Annotated in this window: 12 protein-coding genes and 5 pseudogenes; 16 read left to right on the top strand and 1 reads right to left on the bottom strand. The window is 40.5% G+C overall.

Going from position 1 to position 20,487, the window contains the following annotated elements; genetic code table 11:
• Positions 1–33: 33 nt before the first annotated feature.
• Positions 34–714: a GntR family transcriptional regulator gene (locus FLP15_RS11180; RefSeq protein ID WP_142767178.1), complete on the bottom strand. Its 681-nt coding sequence runs from the start codon at positions 712–714 to the stop codon at positions 34–36.
• 224 nt (positions 715–938) lie between these two features.
• Here FLP15_RS11180 and FLP15_RS11175 point away from each other — a divergent pair, with 224 nt between their 5' ends.
• The 16 genes and pseudogenes from FLP15_RS11175 (at position 939) to FLP15_RS11100 (ending at position 20,141) form a co-directional block, all read left to right on the top strand.
• Complete coding sequence (locus tag FLP15_RS11175) at positions 939–2,573, top strand: mannitol dehydrogenase family protein (RefSeq protein WP_142767177.1); 1,635 nt, start codon at positions 939–941, stop codon at positions 2,571–2,573.
• Positions 2,574–2,576: 3 nt separating this feature from the next.
• Positions 2,577–3,658, top strand: a pseudogene (gene uxuA / locus FLP15_RS11170) (mannonate dehydratase).
• Positions 3,659–3,948: 290 nt separating this feature from the next.
• Positions 3,949–5,473: pseudogene (locus FLP15_RS11165) on the top strand (MFS transporter).
• Positions 5,474–5,565: 92 nt separating this feature from the next.
• Positions 5,566–6,432 carry an aldose 1-epimerase family protein gene (locus FLP15_RS11160; protein ID WP_142767176.1) on the top strand — a complete coding sequence of 289 codons (867 nt, stop codon included), beginning with the start codon at positions 5,566–5,568 and terminating at the stop codon, positions 6,430–6,432.
• A 37-nt stretch (positions 6,433–6,469) separates the two neighbouring features.
• Entirely contained in the window at positions 6,470–7,879 is a 1,410-nt protein-coding gene (gene uxaC, locus FLP15_RS11155) for a glucuronate isomerase (protein ID WP_142767175.1), read from the top strand.
• Positions 7,839–8,851: pseudogene (locus FLP15_RS11150) on the top strand (sugar kinase). The gene uxaC and the pseudogene FLP15_RS11150 overlap by 41 nt, the downstream one beginning before the upstream one ends.
• Positions 8,830–9,470, top strand: a pseudogene (locus tag FLP15_RS11145) (bifunctional 2-keto-4-hydroxyglutarate aldolase/2-keto-3-deoxy-6-phosphogluconate aldolase). Before FLP15_RS11150 ends, FLP15_RS11145 begins: the two co-directional pseudogenes overlap by 22 nt.
• Positions 9,471–9,659: 189 nt before the next feature.
• Positions 9,660–11,600: a BglG family transcription antiterminator gene (locus FLP15_RS11140; RefSeq protein ID WP_142767174.1), complete on the top strand. Its 1,941-nt coding sequence runs from the start codon at positions 9,660–9,662 to the stop codon at positions 11,598–11,600.
• 1 nt (position 11,601) lies between these two features.
• Positions 11,602–11,901 (top strand): PTS sugar transporter subunit IIB, encoded by a 300-nt coding sequence (locus FLP15_RS11135; RefSeq protein ID WP_142767173.1) that lies wholly within the window; start codon positions 11,602–11,604, stop codon positions 11,899–11,901.
• A 60-nt stretch (positions 11,902–11,961) separates the two neighbouring features.
• Positions 11,962–13,334: pseudogene (locus tag FLP15_RS11130) on the top strand (PTS ascorbate transporter subunit IIC).
• Positions 13,335–13,703: 369 nt separating this feature from the next.
• Entirely contained in the window at positions 13,704–15,680 is a 1,977-nt protein-coding gene (gene tkt, locus FLP15_RS11125; RefSeq protein WP_142767172.1) for a transketolase, read from the top strand.
• A gap of 135 nt (positions 15,681–15,815) precedes the next feature.
• Positions 15,816–16,151: a DUF2200 family protein gene (locus tag FLP15_RS11120; protein ID WP_142767171.1), complete on the top strand. Its 336-nt coding sequence runs from the start codon at positions 15,816–15,818 to the stop codon at positions 16,149–16,151.
• Between the two features lie 288 nt (positions 16,152–16,439).
• Positions 16,440–16,694 (top strand): hypothetical protein, encoded by a 255-nt coding sequence (locus FLP15_RS11115; RefSeq protein ID WP_142767170.1) that lies wholly within the window; start codon positions 16,440–16,442, stop codon positions 16,692–16,694.
• Positions 16,695–17,108: 414 nt separating this feature from the next.
• Entirely contained in the window at positions 17,109–18,005 is an 897-nt protein-coding gene (locus FLP15_RS11110; protein ID WP_142767169.1) for an alpha/beta hydrolase, read from the top strand.
• Between the two features lie 598 nt (positions 18,006–18,603).
• Entirely contained in the window at positions 18,604–19,680 is a 1,077-nt protein-coding gene (locus FLP15_RS11105; protein ID WP_142767168.1) for an aspartate-semialdehyde dehydrogenase, read from the top strand.
• On the top strand, positions 19,677–20,141 hold the full coding sequence (locus tag FLP15_RS11100) for an NUDIX hydrolase (RefSeq protein WP_142767167.1): 465 nt from the start codon (positions 19,677–19,679) through the stop codon (positions 20,139–20,141). The genes FLP15_RS11105 and FLP15_RS11100 overlap by 4 nt, the downstream gene beginning before the upstream one ends.
• The last annotated feature ends 346 nt before the right edge of the window (positions 20,142–20,487 follow it).

The following is a 20,487-nucleotide window of genomic DNA, read 5'->3' as shown; positions in this document are numbered from 1 at the left end:
AAAAAGCTCTGTCACTAGGTTAGACAGGGCTTTTTATTCTGGAAGATTGTCAAAATATTCAGGGAAGCTAGTCAGTACGGTCATTTCTTCCTCAAACATCAAGTGTAAGTGTTTTGCTACAGCGGCATCTGCGCGCTCTGGATCGTGGTTTTCTACAGCATCTAGGATTTCCTTATGTTGCTCAATCAGCGTATTCCAAGGGAGTTCAGAGATAGCCAAACGAAGCCAACGAAAACGATTGAACTGGGTGTTGATGGTCTGAAGCCAATCCCAGACTTGTGCATGATTGGTTGTGAGATAAAAAGTTTTGTGAAATTCTTCGTCAGCTTCAAAAAATTTATTGTATTCACCGTTGGCAGCATATTTTTCCTGCAGTGCTATCGCATCTCGTGCCTGTGATAAAAGAAGGTTATCTTCGGTGTTGGCAGCTTCATAAACGATTTTACGTTCCAAATTTTCTCGAATGAAGCGCGCATTAATCGCGGCATCTAAATCAATCTTGGTGACAAAAGTGCCAGATTGAGGAATAGTATAAATAAGACCATCACGGCGCAGGCGCAATAAAGCCTCACGAACAGGCGTGCGTCCAAGCTGCAAATCCTTTTCAATACTTTTTTGTGAAATTTTTTGTCCAGGAATATACTCATTTCGTAGAATTTTACCAATAATTTGCTTATAAGCCTGACTCTGTAGATTAAAATTCGATTCGTTCATTCTGTAATTATAGAGCAGTGGTTTCGCAAAGTCAAATAAAAGCAAATAAGGAGAAAAAAATAATTTATTTTATCTAATTAGGGTTGACAACGTTTTCTAAAAGTAATATACTAGTTTTCGTAAATGGAAAACTGATATATCAATTTTAGGAGTAAAGCATTTTAAGATATATAAGTATTCTAGAACATGGAGCGTCAAGCTCATATCTTGAAAAGGAGAAAATCATGGTAAAGTTGGTTGATTCTTACTTGGAGAAGGCAGAGGAGTTTAAAAATGCTAATATTCAAGTTCCTTTATTTGACCAGGAGAAGATTGCCGAGCGTGCGGCAGAAAATCCCACATGGGTTCATTTTGGCGGAGGAAATCTTTTTCGCTGTTTCCACGCCGTTGTTGCGCAGGATTTGTTGAACAAAGGTGAAATGAACGCAGGAGTCATTGTAGCAGAAACCTATGATGATGAAGTGATTGAAAAAATGTATCATGCTTATGATAATCGGTTTTTGTCAGTCACGATGAAGGCAGATGGCAGTTTTGACAAAGAACTGATTGCGGCAGTTGCGGATAGCTTTTATTTTAATGCTGAAAATATTGAGGGCTGGGCAGCGCTGACAAGAATTTTTGAGAATCCGTCCTTGCAGTTTACAACGTTTTCAATTACAGAAAAGGGTTATTCACTTCGTGATTCTCAGGGAAATTTGACGGCACTTGCGCTTGCAGATATTCAAGGGGCTGGCAAACCTGTGACGAACATGGGTGCAATCACTTACCTGCTTTATGCACGTTATAAGGCTGGAAAATTTCCTATTGCGATGGTCAGCACTGACAACTTTTCTGAAAATGGTCAAAAGTTGCAAGAAGCAGTGCTGACCATTGCGCGAGGCTGGGTGGAAAATGAAATTGTGGAGCAAGGTTTTTATGATTATCTGATCAATCCACAAAAAGTGAGTTTTCCTTGGTCAATGATTGACCGAATCACGCCCAATCCGTCTGACACAGTTGGTCAGTTGCTCGCTAAGTCTGGTTTTGAAGATACAGAAATCTTGCATACGGCAAAACACACGAATATCGCGCCTTTTGGCAATACTGAGGAAGTGCATTATCTGGTCATTGAGGACAGTTTCCCGAATGGGCGCCCTGCGCTTGAAAAAGCTGGTGTCATCATGACTGACCGTGCCACTGTCAATGATGCGGATCAGATGAAAGTGACAGCTTGTCTTAATCCACTGCATACGGCGCTTGCGGTGTTTGGCTGTTTGTTGGATTATCATTCGATTGCAGACGAAGTGGCAAATCCTGATTTGCTCGCTTTGATTAAAAATCTAGGTTATGGAGAAGCTTTACCAGTGGTAAAAAATCCGAAAATCATTGATCCGCGCGATTTTATTGACCAGCTTTTGACAAAGCGCCTGCCGAATAAAAATATTCCGGACACACCACAGCGGATTGCAGCAGATACTTCGCAAAAAATCCCTGTGCGCTATGGCGTGACGATTGGGCATTATATTGAAAATCCACGTTTTTCAGTCAAAGAATTAGAGTTCATTCCGCTCGTTATCGCGGCTTGGTGCCGCTATCTGACAGGCGTAAATGATGATTTAGCAAAATTTACACCAAGTCCAGATCCATTACTTGACGAATTACAGACTGACTTAGCTACTGTCAAATTTGACGGTAGCACAGAAAATGTGTCAGAACTCTTGAAACCGATTTTGAGCAATAAATCTATCTTTCCACAAGAAATGTACGCCACAGGATTGGCTGGAAAAATCGAAACTTACTTCGCACAAATGCTGACAGGAAAAGGCGCAGTGCTTGCGACCTTGCAAAAAGCGCTGACAGGTCATGGAAAGGACGACTAAAAAATGAAAATGACAATGCGCTGGTTTGGGCATGATGCTGACAAGGTCAAGCTTGCTGACATCGCCAAGTACCAGGAGTGACAGGCGTGGTGGGGATGATTATGGATATTCCCGCAGGCGAGATTTGGCCGAAAGCGCGAATTAAAGCACTTAAAGAAGAAATCGAAACGGCAGGACTTGAGCTTAAAGTCATCGAGTCGGTGAATATCCATGATGACATCAAGATTGGTCTGCCGACGCGCGACCGCTACATCGAAAATTACAAGACAACCATCAGAAACCTTGCTGAGTTTGGGATTGAGGTCATTTGCTACAACTTCATGCCCGTCTTTGACTGGCTCAAGTCGGATTTGGATTACCGATTGGCTGATGGCTCGCAGACGATGGCTTTCATTGCAAATGATATTCCTGCTGAGCCGCAGGAAATCATTGACCGCGTGCAAGCCGCTGACGGCGGATTTTCACTCCCTGGTTGGGAGCCTGAACGGCTGTCAGAAGTCAAAAAATTACTGACCGCCTACAAAAATGTTGACGAAGCAAAATTGCGTGAAAACTTTGCTTATTTCCTGAAAGCCATCATACCGACTTGTGAAGAAGTTGGCATCAAAATGGCAGTTCACCCTGATGACCCACCTTACAGTATGTTTGGTCTGCCTCGTGTCGTAAAAAATCGTGATGATTTGGACTGGATTTGTAAAGTTGTTGATAGCCCGTCAAATGCGATTACGCTTTGCACAGGCTCAATCGCTGAAGACCCAGCAAATGACGTTTATGGCATCATGGCAGAATTTGTCAAACGTGACCGTATTCCATTTGCTCACGTGCGTAATATCAAATTTTTGCCAAGTGGTGAAAAAGATTTCTACGAAGCACCGCACAAGTCTGAATATGGCTCGCTTGACATGTATAAAATCCTCAAAGCCATGTATGACAACGGTTTTGACGGCTATATCCGCCCTGACCACGGACGTATGATTTGGGGTGAAACAGGACGCCCTGGTTATGGTCTCTACGACCGCGCACTCGGCGCCAGCTATCTTAATGGACTTTGGGAAGCCATTGAGAAAAATGATTCGACGATTTGATTTCTGTCAGTACTGACAGAAATCAATTGCTGACAAAAAATACTGTCAGTAAGAATAAAATGTTAAATCAGATTTATTCGTGCTGAAAAAGACTCAAAAAATGCAATAACAAGAAACATTAGCGGGAAATTCTCCGCTAAACTTACAGCGCTAGAGTAAGCGCTTCACAAAGTTCACAAATTAACAAGATGTACCGAATTTCAGCCTTTTAGATTAGCTCATCAAGCTATGAAGAAAGTTCGGTTATAAAGTAGCATCAGTTTACAGATTTATAGGAGAATCTAAACAAAATGGCAGAAAAAAAGAAAAGCTCTTGGGTTTACACCCAAAAGAAATTAATACGGCGCGAGGCTTGCGTTATGGCTTGACTGACTTAATGGGTGGGGTTGGAATAACATTGTTTCAGGTGTTATTTTCGTCTTTGTCCTCTCACAAGGGATTAGTCCACTATTTACCGGCGCGGTGCTTGGGATTGGGCGTATTATTGATGCCATCTGGTCATTATTTTTTGGGGCAATTACGGACAGATTTTATCGGACGCGACTTGGTAAACGTTTTGGGAGACGACATTTTTGGATTGCGGTCGGCGGTGTCCTCTTTGCAATCTTGTTTCCTATGTTTTGGATTTCAACGACAAACTGGCAATATTATCTATGGGTTTATGTCGCCATTGAAGTTGCTATTTCCATGATTTTAATTCCTTGGGAAACATTACCTACGGAAATGACGCCAGATTATAAAAAGCGTACGACTTTGTCGGGAAATCGGATGTTTATCTCAGCGACTGGGACAGCGATTGTCTTCTTTACGCTGGCAGTTTTGAAATCTTTCAACAATCCAAACGCTTATCTCTACACTGGGATTACATGGACAATTATTTTCGTGATTGCGATTTTTACCTCTTGGCGCTCGACTTGGGAACGTCCGTTGACACCAGAATTTTTGGCAGAACTTGATGCACAACCTCGATTAGGTTTTGGTGGTTTCCTCAAGAAGACGGTCACAGACTACTTTGGTACCTTTAAAAACAAATCTTTCCGCAAACACCTCTTGGTTTATTTGTTGAGTTTTACAGGTAAGGACTTTTATTCTACATTGTTGCCAACCTTCATCGTGGTTGGGATTTCAGGGATGTCGGCTAATTCACCTTGGATTCTTCAAGCTTTGTCTGCATTTGGGATTCTCTCGACGATTGCAGCGGTCAAAATCATGGTCTCTCATGGACCGAAATACCTGTTCACACTGAGCTATGTTTCCATTATTATTGCCATGATTGGTTATTTCATCGTCTATATGACGGGTGTGAGCGATCCGATGTGGATGCTGATTATCGTTTCTATCCTTTATCAACTTGGGCGTGGGATTTTGGAGTTCACACCTTGGAATGTCTTTCCTTTTATTCCTGACGTGGATCGGATTTACACACACGGCGATAAGGCAGGTGTCTATGCGTCCGTCATGACTTTCTTCCGTAAATCAACGGGTGCGCTTGCGACTTATGTTGCAGGTTGGTTGCTTGAAGCGATTGGATTTGATTCAGCAACAATGACGACACATGCTAATACACCACTGGGTATCCAGCACGGAATTATGCTGATTTTCATTGTTGTACCGATTGTACTTATCGCTTTGGCCTTGATTGCTGCACGTACTTTTAAGCTCAACCGTGAAAATCACGATGTCTTGAAATCAGAGCTGAAGCGTTTAGAAGATGGCGGCTCAAAGGCCGATGTTACACCAAAAGCGCGTGAAGTGGTTGAAATGTTGACAGGTCACCCTTATGATGAATGTTGGCCTGACGAAGCTGATATTTGATGCTGACAGAACTCTGTCAGTGCTGACGAAATTCTCGTCATAGGAGTTCAGGCATATCAAACAGTATCAGTAACTTTTGAAGGAATAAAACAATGTTGACACTAAAAAATACAAAATTGACCGTTAAAATCAACCCAAAAGGAGCAGAATTAACTCACATTATTGATAATAAAACAGGTCAGGATTTTATCTGGAATGGCGAAGAATGGGCTAAACACGCGCCTATTCTATTTCCAGCAATCGGTCGTTCCACAGAAGATGAATATCTCTTAGATGGCAAGCTTTACCCGATGCAACAGCACGGCTTTGCGACAGATTATGATTTTGAACTTCTTGAGCAAAGGACTGATTTTATTAAGCTTTTGCTCAAAGATAATCCTGAAACTTATCAATCATTTCCTTTTCACTTTGAATTTATTGTCATTTATAAACTAGAAGACAATGCCTTAAATCTGACGTTTGAGGTGAAAAATCTGACAGAAAAATCAATGTCATTTGCATTGGGATTTCACCCTGCTTTTAACTTACCAGGTAAATTTGAAGATTATCAGATTCGATTTGCGACGAATGACAAAGTGCTCAAAACTTTTGACATTGTCAAAAATCCATTTCCTTATCGTTCGGGAAAACTGACAACTTTTGCTCAGTCTGTCAGTGAATTTTCCCTTGATCGTCAGATGTTTGCTGCTGGCTTGGTCATTTTTGACAATAAAATCGATCAGATAAAGCTTTCGTCAGTGCTGACAGACTACGCGGTCAGTCTGGAAATGACTGATTTTCCCTACCTTTGTCTGTGGACAAAAGAAGACATGACGCTTCCTTATCTGTGCATTGAGCCCTTCAGCGGCCTACCTGATATCATCAATCAAAAACAAGAACTTTTAGAAAAAGAAGGAAATCATGTGCTGACAGCAAATGAAGCAGCAACTTATAAAGTCAAATTAACTTTTGACAACTGACAGAAATTCTGTCAGTAAATTTGAGAAAGGAAATATTATGAAATTTTTATCAGATGATTTTTTGTTAGAAAATGAGATGGCAAAAACGCTATTTCACCACTATGCAAAGGATATGCCCATCATCGATTATCACTGTCACCTAGAGCCACAAGAGATTTATGAAAATAAAAAATATGAAAATCTGACACAAATTTGGCTAGGCGGAGACCACTATAAATGGCGACTGTTGCGCGCAAATGGCATTCCCGAACGTTTGATTACAGGAGCGGCATCAGATTATGACAAGTTTCTCGCTTTTGCAGAAACACTCGAAAAATCTTTCGGAAATCCGATTTATGAATGGACACATCTGGAGCTGAAACGTTTTTTCAATATTGACAAACTCATCAGTCGCGCTACGGCAGATGAAATCTGGGAAGAAGCCAATGCAAAGCTTGCTACTGACGCTTTTACGCCACGAAATCTCATCAAAAATTCTAAGGTCAAAGTTCTTGTGACCACAGATGATCCTGCCAGTGACTTGCCTTATCACAAGCTATTATCCGCTGAAGAAAAGGATTTCAAAGTCTTGCCAGGATTGCGCCCAGACCATTTGATTACGATGCGAGATGGCACTTTCGCCGATTATTTGACACAGCTGTCAGCTGCTGCAAAGATTGAAATTACAGACTTTGACAGTTTGATTGAAGCACTGTCAGCGCGCTTCGCTTATTTCCATGAAATGGGAGGAAGACTGTCAGACCACTCACTGTCCACTTATTATTTTGTCAATTCTGACAGAGCTACGATTGACCAGATTGTCCAAAAAGCCATCAAAAATGAGCCAGTCAGTGACCTTGAATATCATCAATATATTACCGCTTTGATGCTAGAAATCATGAAACTCAATCAAAAATACGATTGGACGCTCCAACTTCATGTCAATGTTAATCGCTCTATCAATCCCATCGCCTTGCAAGAAATTGGGGAAAATACAGGTTTTGACACCATCGGCACCCAAGCCAATATTTCAGAAGAATTAACCAAACTTTTCACAGCGGCGGCTCATCGTGGAATTGTTCCCAAAACAATCCTCTACTCACTCAATCCCAACGACTGGATGGAGCTTGCGACCATGATGGGCTGTTTCCAAGGCACGGGTGTTCAACAGCTGCAACTTGGCGCAGGCTGGTGGTTCAATGACACAGCTGAGGGCATGACGCATCAACTCCAGACCTTCGCTTCACAGAGCCTTTTACCAAACTTTGTTGGCATGCTGACGGACTCACGGAGTTTCCTGTCTTATCCGCGCCACGAATATTTCCGCCGCGTGCTTTGCAACTTCATCGGCAGTCTTTCTGAGGCTGGACGAGTGCCAGATAGCGAAGCTTTACTTGGAAAAATGGTGAAAGACATCAGTTATACCAATGCACACGACTATTTTGGCTTTTTTGAGAATGGAGACTAGCATGGCAGAGTTTTTAACCATTGGCGAGCCACTGGTCGTCCTTGCCTCGCAAGATGTAGATGTCAGCCTTGAGCAGGCGCAACATTTCACGAAATATGTCGCAGGCGCAGAGCTGAATGTCGCGATTGGTCTGGCACGACTCGGTCATCAAGCCCTATATTTATCCAAAGTAGGAGATGACCCCTTTGGAAATTTTATCATTGACGAAGCGGATAAGGCAGGGCTTGATATAAGTTTACTGACGAAAACCCGCTCAGCCGCCACAGGATTTTATATCAAGCAAAAAGTCAGTCATGGTGATCCACAGGTCGCTTATTTCCGCAAAAATTCGGCAGCAAGTCAACTGACAGCTTCGGACATTGATTCTGTCAGTACTGACAGCGTGAAAATCGCCCATTTGTCAGGGATTTTTCCAGCCTTGTCAAAGACTGCTTTGGAGACTTTCGAAGCACTCAATGCCAAATTGAAGTCGGACCAGGTGCTGACCATATTTGATACCAATTTGCGCCCAGCACTCTGGCAGAACGAAGAACAGATGATTCAAACGACAAATCGTTTGGCAAAAGAAAGTCAGATTATCTTACCAGGGATCAACGAGGGCGAAATCTTGACCGGCTCACGCGACCCAGAGCAAATCGCTGATTTTTACCTGAACCAGAGTGAGCTGACTCATACCGTTATCGTCAAGCTCGGCGCTGAGGGGCTTTTGTCAAAACAAAATCAGGCGAAGCCTTTAGGGTCAGTGGATTTAAAGTTGAAAAAGTCGTGGATACAGTCGGTGCTGGCGATGGCTTTGCCGTAGGCTTGGAGAGCGCCTTGCTAGAAAATCTACCGCTCAAAGCCGCCGTCCGCAGAGCCTGCGCTATTGGAGCACTTGCCGTCCAGTCTGCTGGCGACAGTGAGGGCTATCCAACGCACGAACAGTTAGAAAAATTTTACGAGGAAGAAAAATGCAAAGAGCAAACTTACTAGAAAAAGTCCTGAAATCAGGCGTAGTCTCAGTGGTAAGAGCTGACAGTCCTGAAAAAGCCATCAAAATCGTTGAAGCCGTTGTCGCAGGAGGAATTAGCTCGATTGAGCTGACCTACTCCGTTCCCAAAGCTAATGACGTTATCGCGAAATTGGTGGAAAAATATCAAGGCACAAACGTTGTCATTGGCGCTGGTACAGTACTTGACCCGACTTCTGCGCGCCTTGCACTTATTGCAGGAGCCCAATTTGTCGTCAGCCCTAGCTTTAATGTCGAAGTGGCAAAAATTTGTAACCTCTATCAAATTCCTTATGTACCAGGCATTTTAACACCGAAAGAAGCGCAAATCGCACTTGAATATGGCTCAGAGCTGATTAAGCTTTTCCCAGGCGACATCACAGGTCCGAAGATGATTAAAGACTTGAAAGGCCCATTTCCATATATCAATATCCTGCCATCAGGCGGGTCAATGTGGATAATGTTGCCGATTGGTTTGCGGCAGGCGCAGCAGCCGTCAGCGCAGGAGGTGGGGTAACCGCGCCAGCACTGACAGGCGATTACGCCGCTGTGACTGAGAATGCTAAAAAATTCATTGCGGCATTTGAGGAAGCTAAAAAATAAGGCAACTTCTGATTTAATAAAACGTCATCTAAAAATAAGATAATAAGAAGCTCTCTTAGAGAGTTTTTTTATATTCACAGATAATCAGTCCAATTTTATTAATTTTAAATAAGTGAAATTGTACTGTAAGCGCTGTTTTTTGCTAGAATAATTAAGTTATAATAAAAATACAGAGGAGACAAGCACTTTATGATTGACTATGATTTAGATGTTATTCTTTTTTCAAAACATAAACTCTGGAAATTAGAGCGCATATTAGAAGTCACCAATCTTGATAAAGAAAAATTTCAAAGAAAGTTAGAGGAACTCAACGAAAAATTAGAAATAAGGCATTTAAGAAAACTTGAATATAAAAATGAAATTGTAGCAATACCTGATAATCTCCAAAATTTTGAAGAAGTTCGTTTTTCAATTAATCAAAAAAATTTTGTTTTATCAGAAATTGAACGTCAAGCGTTAATTTATCTACTTGTTTTTGTTGAAGCAAGGACACTATCAATCTATGACTTACAAAATTGGCTAGTTGTAAGCAGAAATACAGTATTGAGTGACATAAAAAAGTTAAGAAAACGACTAGAAAAAGACAAAATCCAAGTTGAATATTCAAGAAAAAAAGGATTTTATCTCCACTTTGAAAATGAAAAACATCAAGAAAAAGCATGGTATTTTTTACAAAAACTATCAGAAAAAAATGGCTGTTATATCCTATCAAAATTTTTAAATCAAAAAGATTCTCTAGCTATTTTTAAAGTGAGTCAGTTTTTAAGACAAACAATGAAACAAATGAAAATTGAAATTGTTTATAGTCGGTACATTTCAACGCTTCTTTATACGAGTTTGTTAAAGGCTAGAGCCAGTAAGTATCCTGACGAAGCAATAAATAAACAAATCGAAGCACTGATGATTGGGATGTCAGACGGAAGAGGTGCAATTCCACAAGATAATTTTTTATATCGTATCGCGTTTAACATTATGGAAAATGTCATGAAACTGGCGGCCATCGAATTTGAAGATTTTACAAAAACATTTATGGCACTTTTAGCGCATTTGACACCCGCTTATTTCAGAATAAAAAATCATTTTGAATTAGAGAATGTCCTTCTTGAACGAATAAAAAACGAATACTATTCATTATTTTTGCTCATGGATATTGCGCTTGTTCCCTTAAAAGAACAGGTCGGAGAAATTTCAGAATCCGAGCGTGCTTATTTTGTGATTTTATTTGGTGGGGAAATTTACAAAAAGAAATACTCATCGAAACGATTAAAAGCAATTGTTCTCTGTGTGAATGGGATAAGCTCAAGCCTAATTATGAAAAAAAGGCTAGAAAACCTATTTCCCACAATGGAATTTATCCTTAGTACAGGAGTCTCACATTTTGAAAAATTGCCTAAAAATTCATACGATATTATTTTCTCAACAGTCCCTGTGAAATCAGACAAAAAAGTTTATCTTATGTCTGTGTTTCCTGAGCATCGAGAAGAAAATGAACTCTACAATCAACTTTTAAAAGACTATCATCTTCCAGGATTTGTCAAACCTTCCGCACAAAATATTTTGAGTGCGATTGAACCTTATATTACAGTAAAAAATCCAGCAAGTAAAAAAGATTTATTGAGAATTATTGATAAAAAGTTAAACCATACAAGACGAGAAGGAGAAATTTCAGGAGTTATGCTATCAGATTTACTCACAAAAGAAAAAATACGTTTTACAGATAAAAGTTTAGGCTGGCAAGAAGCAATTGAACTCGCTGCTCAACCGCTTATTGAGCAACATGAAATTGAAAAAAGATATGTGCAAGCTATTATTGATAAAGTAGAAGCTTTTGGTCCTTATATTGACTTAGGGCTGGGTATTGCTCTTCCTCATGCTAGACCTGAAGATGGAGTGAATCAACTTGCTATGTCATTTTTAAGATGCGAACAGCCTGTAAAACTAATGGATGATGTAAAACATGAGATTAAACTTTTTATCGTTTTAGCAGCGATAGATAATGAAACGCATCTCAGAGCTTTATCCACACTCACCAAAATATTGTCTAATAAAGACCGTTTGAACCAGTTACTTACAGCAACAGAAGCATCAGAGGTCGAACAAATACTTTTAGAAGAAGAAGGAGAAAAATAATATGAAATTTGCGTGTGTATGTCAATCAGGACTTGGAACGAGTTTTATGGTTCAAATGAATATTCAATCAATACTGGAAGAAGCTGGTGTAAATGTTGATGACTTTGAGTTAGAGCATATGGATGTTGGTTCGGCTACCTCGGATGCTGCAGATTATTTCTTTGTAGAATCTACTTTGGTTTCTGCTTTACCGAATCTTCCAGAAGAAAAAATTATTCCGCTTAACTCAATCATTGATAAAGAAATAGCGCGTGAGGGAGTTTATAAAGTCCTAGATGCGAATGGAATTGAACATCAATAATATAAAAAAGAGTCTTTGAGGCAGTGAGGAGTGCTTCATAGCTTAAAGGAGATAAACAAAATGAATGGTTTTTTAAACTTTGTCGTATCGGTAACGACAACACCGGCTCTTTTAGTGGGTCTGATTGCAATGTTAGGGTTAATCTTGCAGAAAAAAGCTGCTACCGTTGTTATTCAAGGCTCAATCAAGACATTTGCAGGATTTTTAGTATTGACTGGTGGAGCAGGAATCTTGGTAACTTCTTTAAACCCTTTTGCAACGATGTTTCAACATGTATTCAACGCAAAAGGTGTTGTACCGTCTAATGAAGCCGTTGTAGCTTTAGCATTGGTAAAATATGGTACACCAGCAGCTTTGATTATGATTGTAGGGTTCATTGTTAATGTCATTTTAGCCCGTTTTACACGTTTCAAATACATCTTTTTGACGGGACAAGCCATGCTTTATGTTTCTACAATGGCTGCGGTTGTTCTTATCTCAGCAGGATTGGGAAATGGATGGTTAACTATTTTACTAGGAGGGATATTTGAAGGAACGCTTCTCACAGTTACACCTGCTTTAACCCAGCGCTATATGCGTAAGATTACTGGAAATGATGGTGTAGCGATGGGGCATACTGGAAATATGGGATATGCTCTTTCTGGTTGGCTCGGTGAAAAATTCGGTAACAAAAATCCTGAAAAATCGACTGAGAAGTTAAATATTCCAAAAAGTCTTGGATTTTTGAGAGATTCTACAGTTTCTATTTCTCTAGTGATGATGGTTGTTTATATTATCTTAGCTTTAATTGCAGGACCTCATTTTGTAGAAAGTGCAACTCTGTCAGCTGGTACAAATTATATTGTTTATGCCATTACCCAAGCAGGAACTTTTGCAGCAGGTTTTGTTGTTGTACTCCAAGGTGTTCGGATGATTTTGTCAGAGATTATTCCAGCTTTTCAAGGGATTGCGAAAAAACTTGTGCCTAATTCGAAACCAGCACTTGATGTTCCAATTGTATTTCCTTATGCACCTAATGCTGTATTGATTGGATTCTTTGTTTCTTTCGTTGTTGGGATTGTTTCAATGCTTATTATGCTTGGATTAGGGACAACCGTGATTATTCCAGGAGTCGTTGGTATCTTCTTTTGTGGTGGTGCAGCTGGTGTCTATGGTAATGCTTTCGGGGAGTACGTGGCGCGATTATTGGCTCAATTGCAAATGGACTAGTCTTAGCTTGGGGGCCACTTTTGATATTGCCTGCTTTAGGTTCATTTGGTGCAAATGCTGCTTCAACTTTTGCTGACTCTGATTATATCGTATCAGGCGGGTTGCTTGGAGTGATGGGGAAAGCAGGTTCTGCGACCTTGATTATATTTATTCTAGCCTTTTTAGGTATTGTACTTATTACAAGTGCATTATTGAATAGACGTGATAAATTGAATGCGAAGTAATTGAAATAGCTAGATTGATAATCTGGCTATTTTATACGGGCTCAAAAGTTAATAATAACAACATTTCCTACGAGAATTAAAAAGATTTTCATATAAATTTCCAAAAAAAGAAAAAAATTTTAATTTTGAAGAGTGAAAACCGTTTCTAAGTTGTGTTATAATAGATGATAAATAAAGTTGTTCAAAAACTGGCCTTGCTTTTATAATTTTTCGTTGTAAAAAGTGATGACGAATTGATATGGTTTCACAACTTCATGTGCAAAATCAGTTTCTGGAAGTTACATTTCAAGAAACTTAGATAGAGCAAGCGAAGTTGTGATAAAAAGCGGAGTCTTTAAACGCAACTAATAAAAAGTATGGAGAAATCTTATGTTTGATTACACTGATCAATTGGCTGTGAACACGATTCGGACTTTGTCAATAGATGCCGTTCAAAAGGCAAACTCTGGTCACCCAGGTCTTCCGATGGGCTCTGCGCCAATGGCATATGTCCTTTGGAGTAAGTTCTTGAATGTGAATCCTAAGACGAGTCGTAAATGGTCTAATCGTGACCGTTTCGTCCTCTCTGCTGGTCACGGCTCTGCAATGCTCTACAGTTTGTTGCACTTGGCTGGATACAATGTGACGATTGATGATTTGAAAAATTTCCGTCAATGGCAGTCTAAAACACCGGGACATCCAGAAGTTAATCATACTGATGGTGTTGAAGCAACGACTGGTCCACTCGGTCAAGGGATTGCGAATGCTGTCGGTATGGCAATGGCTGAGGCTCATTTGGCTGCGCAATATAATCGTCCTAACTTTGATGTTGTGGATCATTATACTTATGCGTTGAATGGCGATGGCGATTTGATGGAAGGTGTTTCGCAAGAAGCGGCTTCACTTGCTGGTAAGTTGAAATTAGGCAAGCTCATTCTCTTTTATGATTCAAATAATATTTCACTTGATGGTGATTTATCAATGTCATTTATTGATGATGTTCAAAAACGTTTTGAATCTTATGGTTGGCAACATCTTTTGGTAAAAGATGGCAATGATTTAGAAGAAATTGCTGCGGCAGTTGAGGTGGCAAAGAGCGAAAAATCTAAGCCAACGATTATTGAAGTGAAAACTGTGATTGGTTTTGGTGCTGAAAAGCAAGGAACTTCAGCCGTTCATGGTGCGCCTTTGGGAGCTGAGGGTGTAAAATTTGCGAAAGCAGCTTATGGCTGGGATTATCCAGAATTTACAGTTCCTGCCGAAGTTTCAAAACGTTTCTTGGAAACAACAGTGGCACGTGGCGAAGCCATGGAACAAGTCTGGCGTGCGATGTTTGATGATTATGCTGAGAAATATCCAGAACTTGCAGAACAATACGCGAAAGCTTTTGCGAATGAAACGCCTGACTTGGAACTCACAAAACACGAAGAAGGAAGCAGCAAGGCGTCACGTGTGACTTCACAAGAAGCGATTCAAGAATTGTCTGCTCAACTGCCTAATTTTTGGGGTGGCTCTGCTGACCTTTCAGCGTCAAATAACACAATGGCAAAGGCAGAATCAGACTTTATGCCGTCAAATTATGCAGGACGTAACATTTGGTTTGGTGTTCGTGAATTTGCGATGGGCGCAGTGATGAATGGGATTGCTTTGCATGGTGGAACGCGTGTGTATGGTGGGACTTTCTTCGTCTTTTCAAACTATATGCTTCCAGCGGTTCGGATGGCGGCTTTGCAAAGTCTGCCCGTGACTTATGTTTGGACACATGATTCGATTGCTGTGGGTGAGGACGGTCCAACTCACGAACCTGTTGAACAACTGGCTTCTGTACGCTCAATGCCTAACTTAGATGTGATTCGTCCAGCAGATGGTAATGAAGTGGTGGCTGCTTGGCGTCATGCGGCTTCTAGCCAACATCGTCCAACAGCTTTGGTCTTGACACGTCAGAACTTGCCTATTCTTCCTGGAACGGCTGAACTGGCTGAAGAAGGTTTGAGCCGTGGTGCTTACATTCTTGCGAAAGAAGAAGGTGAACTTTCAGGAGTTATCATTGCTACTGGCTCTGAAGTTGCTTTAGCGCTTGAGGCGAAGAAGACGCTAGGTAGCGGTGTGCGCGTGGTTTCTATGCCATCAATGAATATTTTTGATGAACAATCTGCTGAATATCAAGAAGAAATCTTGCCTAAAGCTGTTCGTCGTCGTCTTGCTGTTGAAGCGGGCACAAGCTACGGCTGGGGTAAATATGTTGGGCTTGATGGCGCAACTGTAACGATTGATAAATGGGGCGCTTCCGCACCTGCAACAAAAGTATTGCCAGAGTACGGCTTTACTGCTGAAAATGTTGTGGCAGTTTACAATACTTTGGACTGACCCTTGAATAGGAGCGCTGACGGATTTCTGTCAGCGTTTTTTGGTTGAATTTTACCTTGAAAATTTCTGTCAGTATGCTGACAGGCTGCTGTCATTGTGCTTTGATAAATTTTGTTTGAAACTGAGGAGATGAAAATGGTGGGAAATTTGGAGCGTATTTATAAGATGAAATGGGAAGCGGTTTATCCGCTTTATGTTGCAAAAATAGAGCGGAAAGGGCGCACGGTTGCCGAGCTAGATGAAGTTTTGTCTTGGCTGACAGGATTTGAAGAACCATCAGCACTGACAGGAACTTTTGAAGGGCTGCTGTCAGAAAAAGCTTTTAATCCCAAGGCAGATTTGATTAAAGGTGTCATCTGTGGTGTACGCGTTGAAGAAATCCAAGATCCTTTAATCAAAAAAATACGACAAATGGATAAGCTGGTTGACGAACTGGCAAAAGGGAAAAAGATAGAGAAAATTTTGCGCTGAGAAAGAAATTTATCAAAACAAGTGCGTGCTATCTCCGCCCTTCGGGCTACGCGATAAACATTTGTCCGTTTTATCTAGCCGCTAAAGCGTCTGATAAAAAGGCTGTCGATGCTCGCTACGTGCTTCGCACGCCGTTCTACGGACAGCGAAGATATCGACTAGAGAAAGTGAACAAATGTTTTACGAAACTCTCACTGAATAAGTCTTGACTTCATGATTTTTGTCAGTAAACATTGAGAGATTTATAAAAAATTATAATGGAATAGTCTAAAGCTTGAAGGAGGAAAAATGGGGATTTTATTTGCGCTTGTAGCAGGAGCAGGTTCTATTTTGAACTTTATGACAATCAATAATGTAATCATTCAAATCGTACTGACGATTCTGTCAGTGCTATCAATGATTTTTTATGGAGGGAAGCGGACGAGAAAAGCTTATTATAGTGGCTATGTACAGAGCTATTTTACCTTTGGATTTGTGATTTGCTTTATCAGTTTTTTGGGAGCTGGTTCAATTTTGCTGGGACTCTTGCTTCATTTGTATTAATGTGATAGAATATTGCCTATGCGATGAGTCGATTTTTCTGACCTTTGGTCAGAGTCGAAGCTAAAGGAACGCTGGGAAATTTGGTTTTCCGCACAGGAAGTGTGAGCGTTTGTCAAATTGTGTGAACCTTTTTGGCACACGGTTTCGTGCCTTATAAAGCCCTTCGGGGCTTTTTTATGTTGGTTCTATCTTAAAAGTCTTTTGAGATTTACAGCTCAGAAGTGTATAATTTGCTAAAACGGTGAGGCGTAGGAGAATCTGTTGAATTTGGTAACATACTTGTCCATTGTGGTGTTGATATGGCGTCATTAAAGTGTGAAGCAACGTCAAATCGTTGCTGATTTTTACAGAGAATCAGCCATGCTAAGTTTTGTATCGAAGTATAAAAATGAGTAGATTTGTTATAATCAAGATATGATAATGTTATGGATTTTGCTAATTATACTTTTGTTGTTTTTGCTATTTTCGTTGATTACTTTTTTTGTGGTGGAGCATAAAAGTAGGCGAGTGATTGCTTCACTAAAGCCTGACCATCATCTGTATCAGGATAGTGAAAAATTTCTTGCTTCTGATTTGGAAGAATGGAGCATCCGCACTCAGGACGGACTGAAGTTGTATGCGTGGTATCTACCGGCTGAGGTTAAAACAGAGAAAACCGTGATTGTTGCTGATGGCTACCATTCAATTCGTGCGCGATTTGCGGCTTATGGTTGGCTTTTTCATCAGTTAGGATATAATGTGTTAATTCCTGCATACCGTGCGAGTGCGGAGGCTGCGGGACATTTTATAGGTTTTGGTTGGCTTGACCGAGATGACTATCTCAGATGGATGAACCAATTAATTGAGCAAGATTCGTCGGTTAAAGTTGCGATGTTTGGTGTTTCGATGGGAGCTGCCTCAGCGATGATGGTGTCAGGTGAGTCCTTGCCCGAGCAAGTGAAATGTTTCATTGCTGACTGTGGTTATGATAATCTTTGGAATGAAATTGCCTTTAAAGCCAAACATGATTTTCACTTGCCTGCTTTTCCGCTTGTTCATTTGTTGTCATTTTGGTCAAAAATCTTTGCTAGTTATGACTATAAAGAAGCCTCGGCAGTAAAGCAATTAGAAAAAAATACACGACCATTTTTGTTTATTCATGGAGAAAAAGATGTCTTTGTCCCAACAGAAATGGTACATCGCAATTTTGCAGCAACGTCAGCGCAAAAAGAATTACTTTTGATAGAAAATGCAGGACACGCCATCGCCTATGAAACAGCGCCAGAAATTTATCGTGAAAAAGTGAAAGATTTCCTAAAAAAATACTTGTAAGTGTGCTGACAGAAAATAGATGACTGACAGAATCACAGTAAGTACATGAGGCTACTTTCAAGGTTGTGGTTAAGTATACCTATAGTTTATCAAAACAAGTGCGTGCTATCTCCTCCTTATGGGCTACGCTGTCGATGCACCACAGGTATCCGTAGAACATTTGTCCTCTATTCGTAAGTCAGCAGAGCTGACAACGATAGAGGCATTCGATCTATCTCCGCTTTGCTCCGCTGTCGATTTCACTAAGCCACTAAAGTGGCAAGTTCAAATCGCAATCTGCTGAAGCAACAAGGCGAAATGGTTCACTACGGTGCTACGTGCTTCGCACGCCGTTCTACGAATGGGCAGCGAAGATAGCGACTAGAGAAAACGGACAAATATTTTACGAAACTCCCGCTGAATAAATCTTGACTTCATTTGATCATTTTACTCAATAGATTGTTAGGTGAGTTAGTATAAAATTAGCGTTAGTCCTCTGAGCGACTGTTTTTTTAGTGGAGCTAGTTTACTGACAGAAACCTGTCAGTAAATTTTTTCTTGCTCTGAGCACTCAAAAGCGTTATAATAATGTTAATTTACTAAAAAAGGATAGACAATTATGACACAATATAATATTGCAGTTGTCGGAGCTACTGGAGCTGTCGGCACTCGGATGCTTGAACAATTAGCGCAATCAACCCTTCCTATTGAAACTGTTCGTGCTTTGGCAAGCAAGCGTTCAGCAGGAAAAATTGTGGAATACAAAGATCAAGAACTCGTTGTTGAAGAGCTAACAGAAGACAGTTTTGAAGGGATTGATATTGCCCTTTTCTCTGCAGGAGGTTCAGTATCAGCAAAATTTGCTCCATATGCTGTAAAAGCAGGCGCTGTGGTGGTAGATAATACATCATTTTTCCGTCAAAATCCCAATGTGCCATTAGTTGTGCCAGAAGTCAATGCCCACGCATTGGATGGACATAATGGAATTATTGCCTGTCCCAATTGCTCAACGATTCAAATGATGATTGCGCTTGAGCCTATAAGACGTGCTTATGGACTCAAACGTATCATTGTCAGCACTTATCAAGCGGTCAGTGGTGCAGGTCAGTCTGCAATCAATGAAACAAATCGTGAGTTGCAAGAAGCATTGGATGGAACACCCCTGACAGAGTTGTCAGCAAACATTTTGCCATCAGCAGGTGATAAAAAGCACTATCCAATTGCTTATAATGCACTTGCTCAAATTGATGTTTTTACTGACAATGATTATACTTACGAAGAAATGAAAATGACAAATGAAACCAAAAAAATTATGGAAGATGATTCTATTGCGGTTTCAGCGACTTGTGTACGTATCCCTGTACTCTATGGACACTCTGAGTCTGTCTATGTTGAAACTGAAAAAGTTGCACCTATTGAAGAAGTGAAGCGCCTTATTTCTGAATTTCCTGGTGCAGTCCTTGAAGATGATGTCGCACATCAAATTTATCCACAAGCAATTAACTCAGTTGGACGACGTGAAACTTTTGTTGGACGAATCCGTAAAGACCTTGATGTCGAAAATGGTGTTCATCTGTGGGTCGTATCAGATAATCTGCTCAAAGGAGCGGCATGGAATTCGGTGCAAATCGCAGAAACGCTGCATGAACGTGGCTTAGTTCGAGCAACAAAAGATTTGAAGTTTGAACTTAAATGAGTTATATCAGAAAAATTCGTGAGAAAATTGGTCATGAACTTCTGATTTATCTTGGCGCAGGTGTGATTATCTACCATGACAACAAAATCCTCTTACAACAGCGTCAAGACAACAGAACTTGGGCTTTGCACGCAGGAGGTATTGAGGTTGGAGAAGAACTTGAAGATACAGCACGTCGTGAACTCTTTGAAGAAACAGGACTAAAGGCTGGAACTCTTGAATTGTTGGGGATTTACTCAGGTCAAGACCGTTTTATGACTTATCCTAATGGCGACCAAATTTATATGCCCAATGTTTATTATATTTGTCGTGATTTCACAGGAAAGTTAAGTCCTCAGCCTGATGAAGTTCAGCAGCTCGCATGGTTTCCGCTTGACCAACTTCCAGAAAACATTCATAAACCCAATCAAAGAGTTTTGCAGGATTTTATTAGATTGATTGTAAACGAATCAAACTATTGAAAAATACTCTAATCATCTTGTGATATGTTGGAATTCAAATCAATAGCTGAGATAGATTTAAAACTTGGCGAACGCATGAAAATGTGTTATAATAGTTCAAACAAATTAGAGGTTGCAAATGCGAAAAAGTCAGTGGAGCGGTGGATGCGATGAAACTGGCGGCGGCGTATTTTGCCGAAAGAAAAATTTCCACAAGGTTTTTCTTGGGCTGACAGGTTAAATCCGTCAGACTGTCTTTCTGTCAGCACTGATAGAAAGTTGAGCTAATCAAAATCATTTTTGACGAACTTTTAAGAACCTCTTTTGCACAAAAATAGAGGTTTTTTGTTTTTTTATCAGAGCAAGT

This window comes from Lactococcus protaetiae (assembly GCF_006965445.1).
Classification (GTDB): Bacteria; Bacillota; Bacilli; order Lactobacillales; family Streptococcaceae; genus Lactococcus; species Lactococcus protaetiae.
Note: the sequence above shows the minus strand (reverse complement) of the source record. Positions and strands in the feature narration are given on the sequence as shown.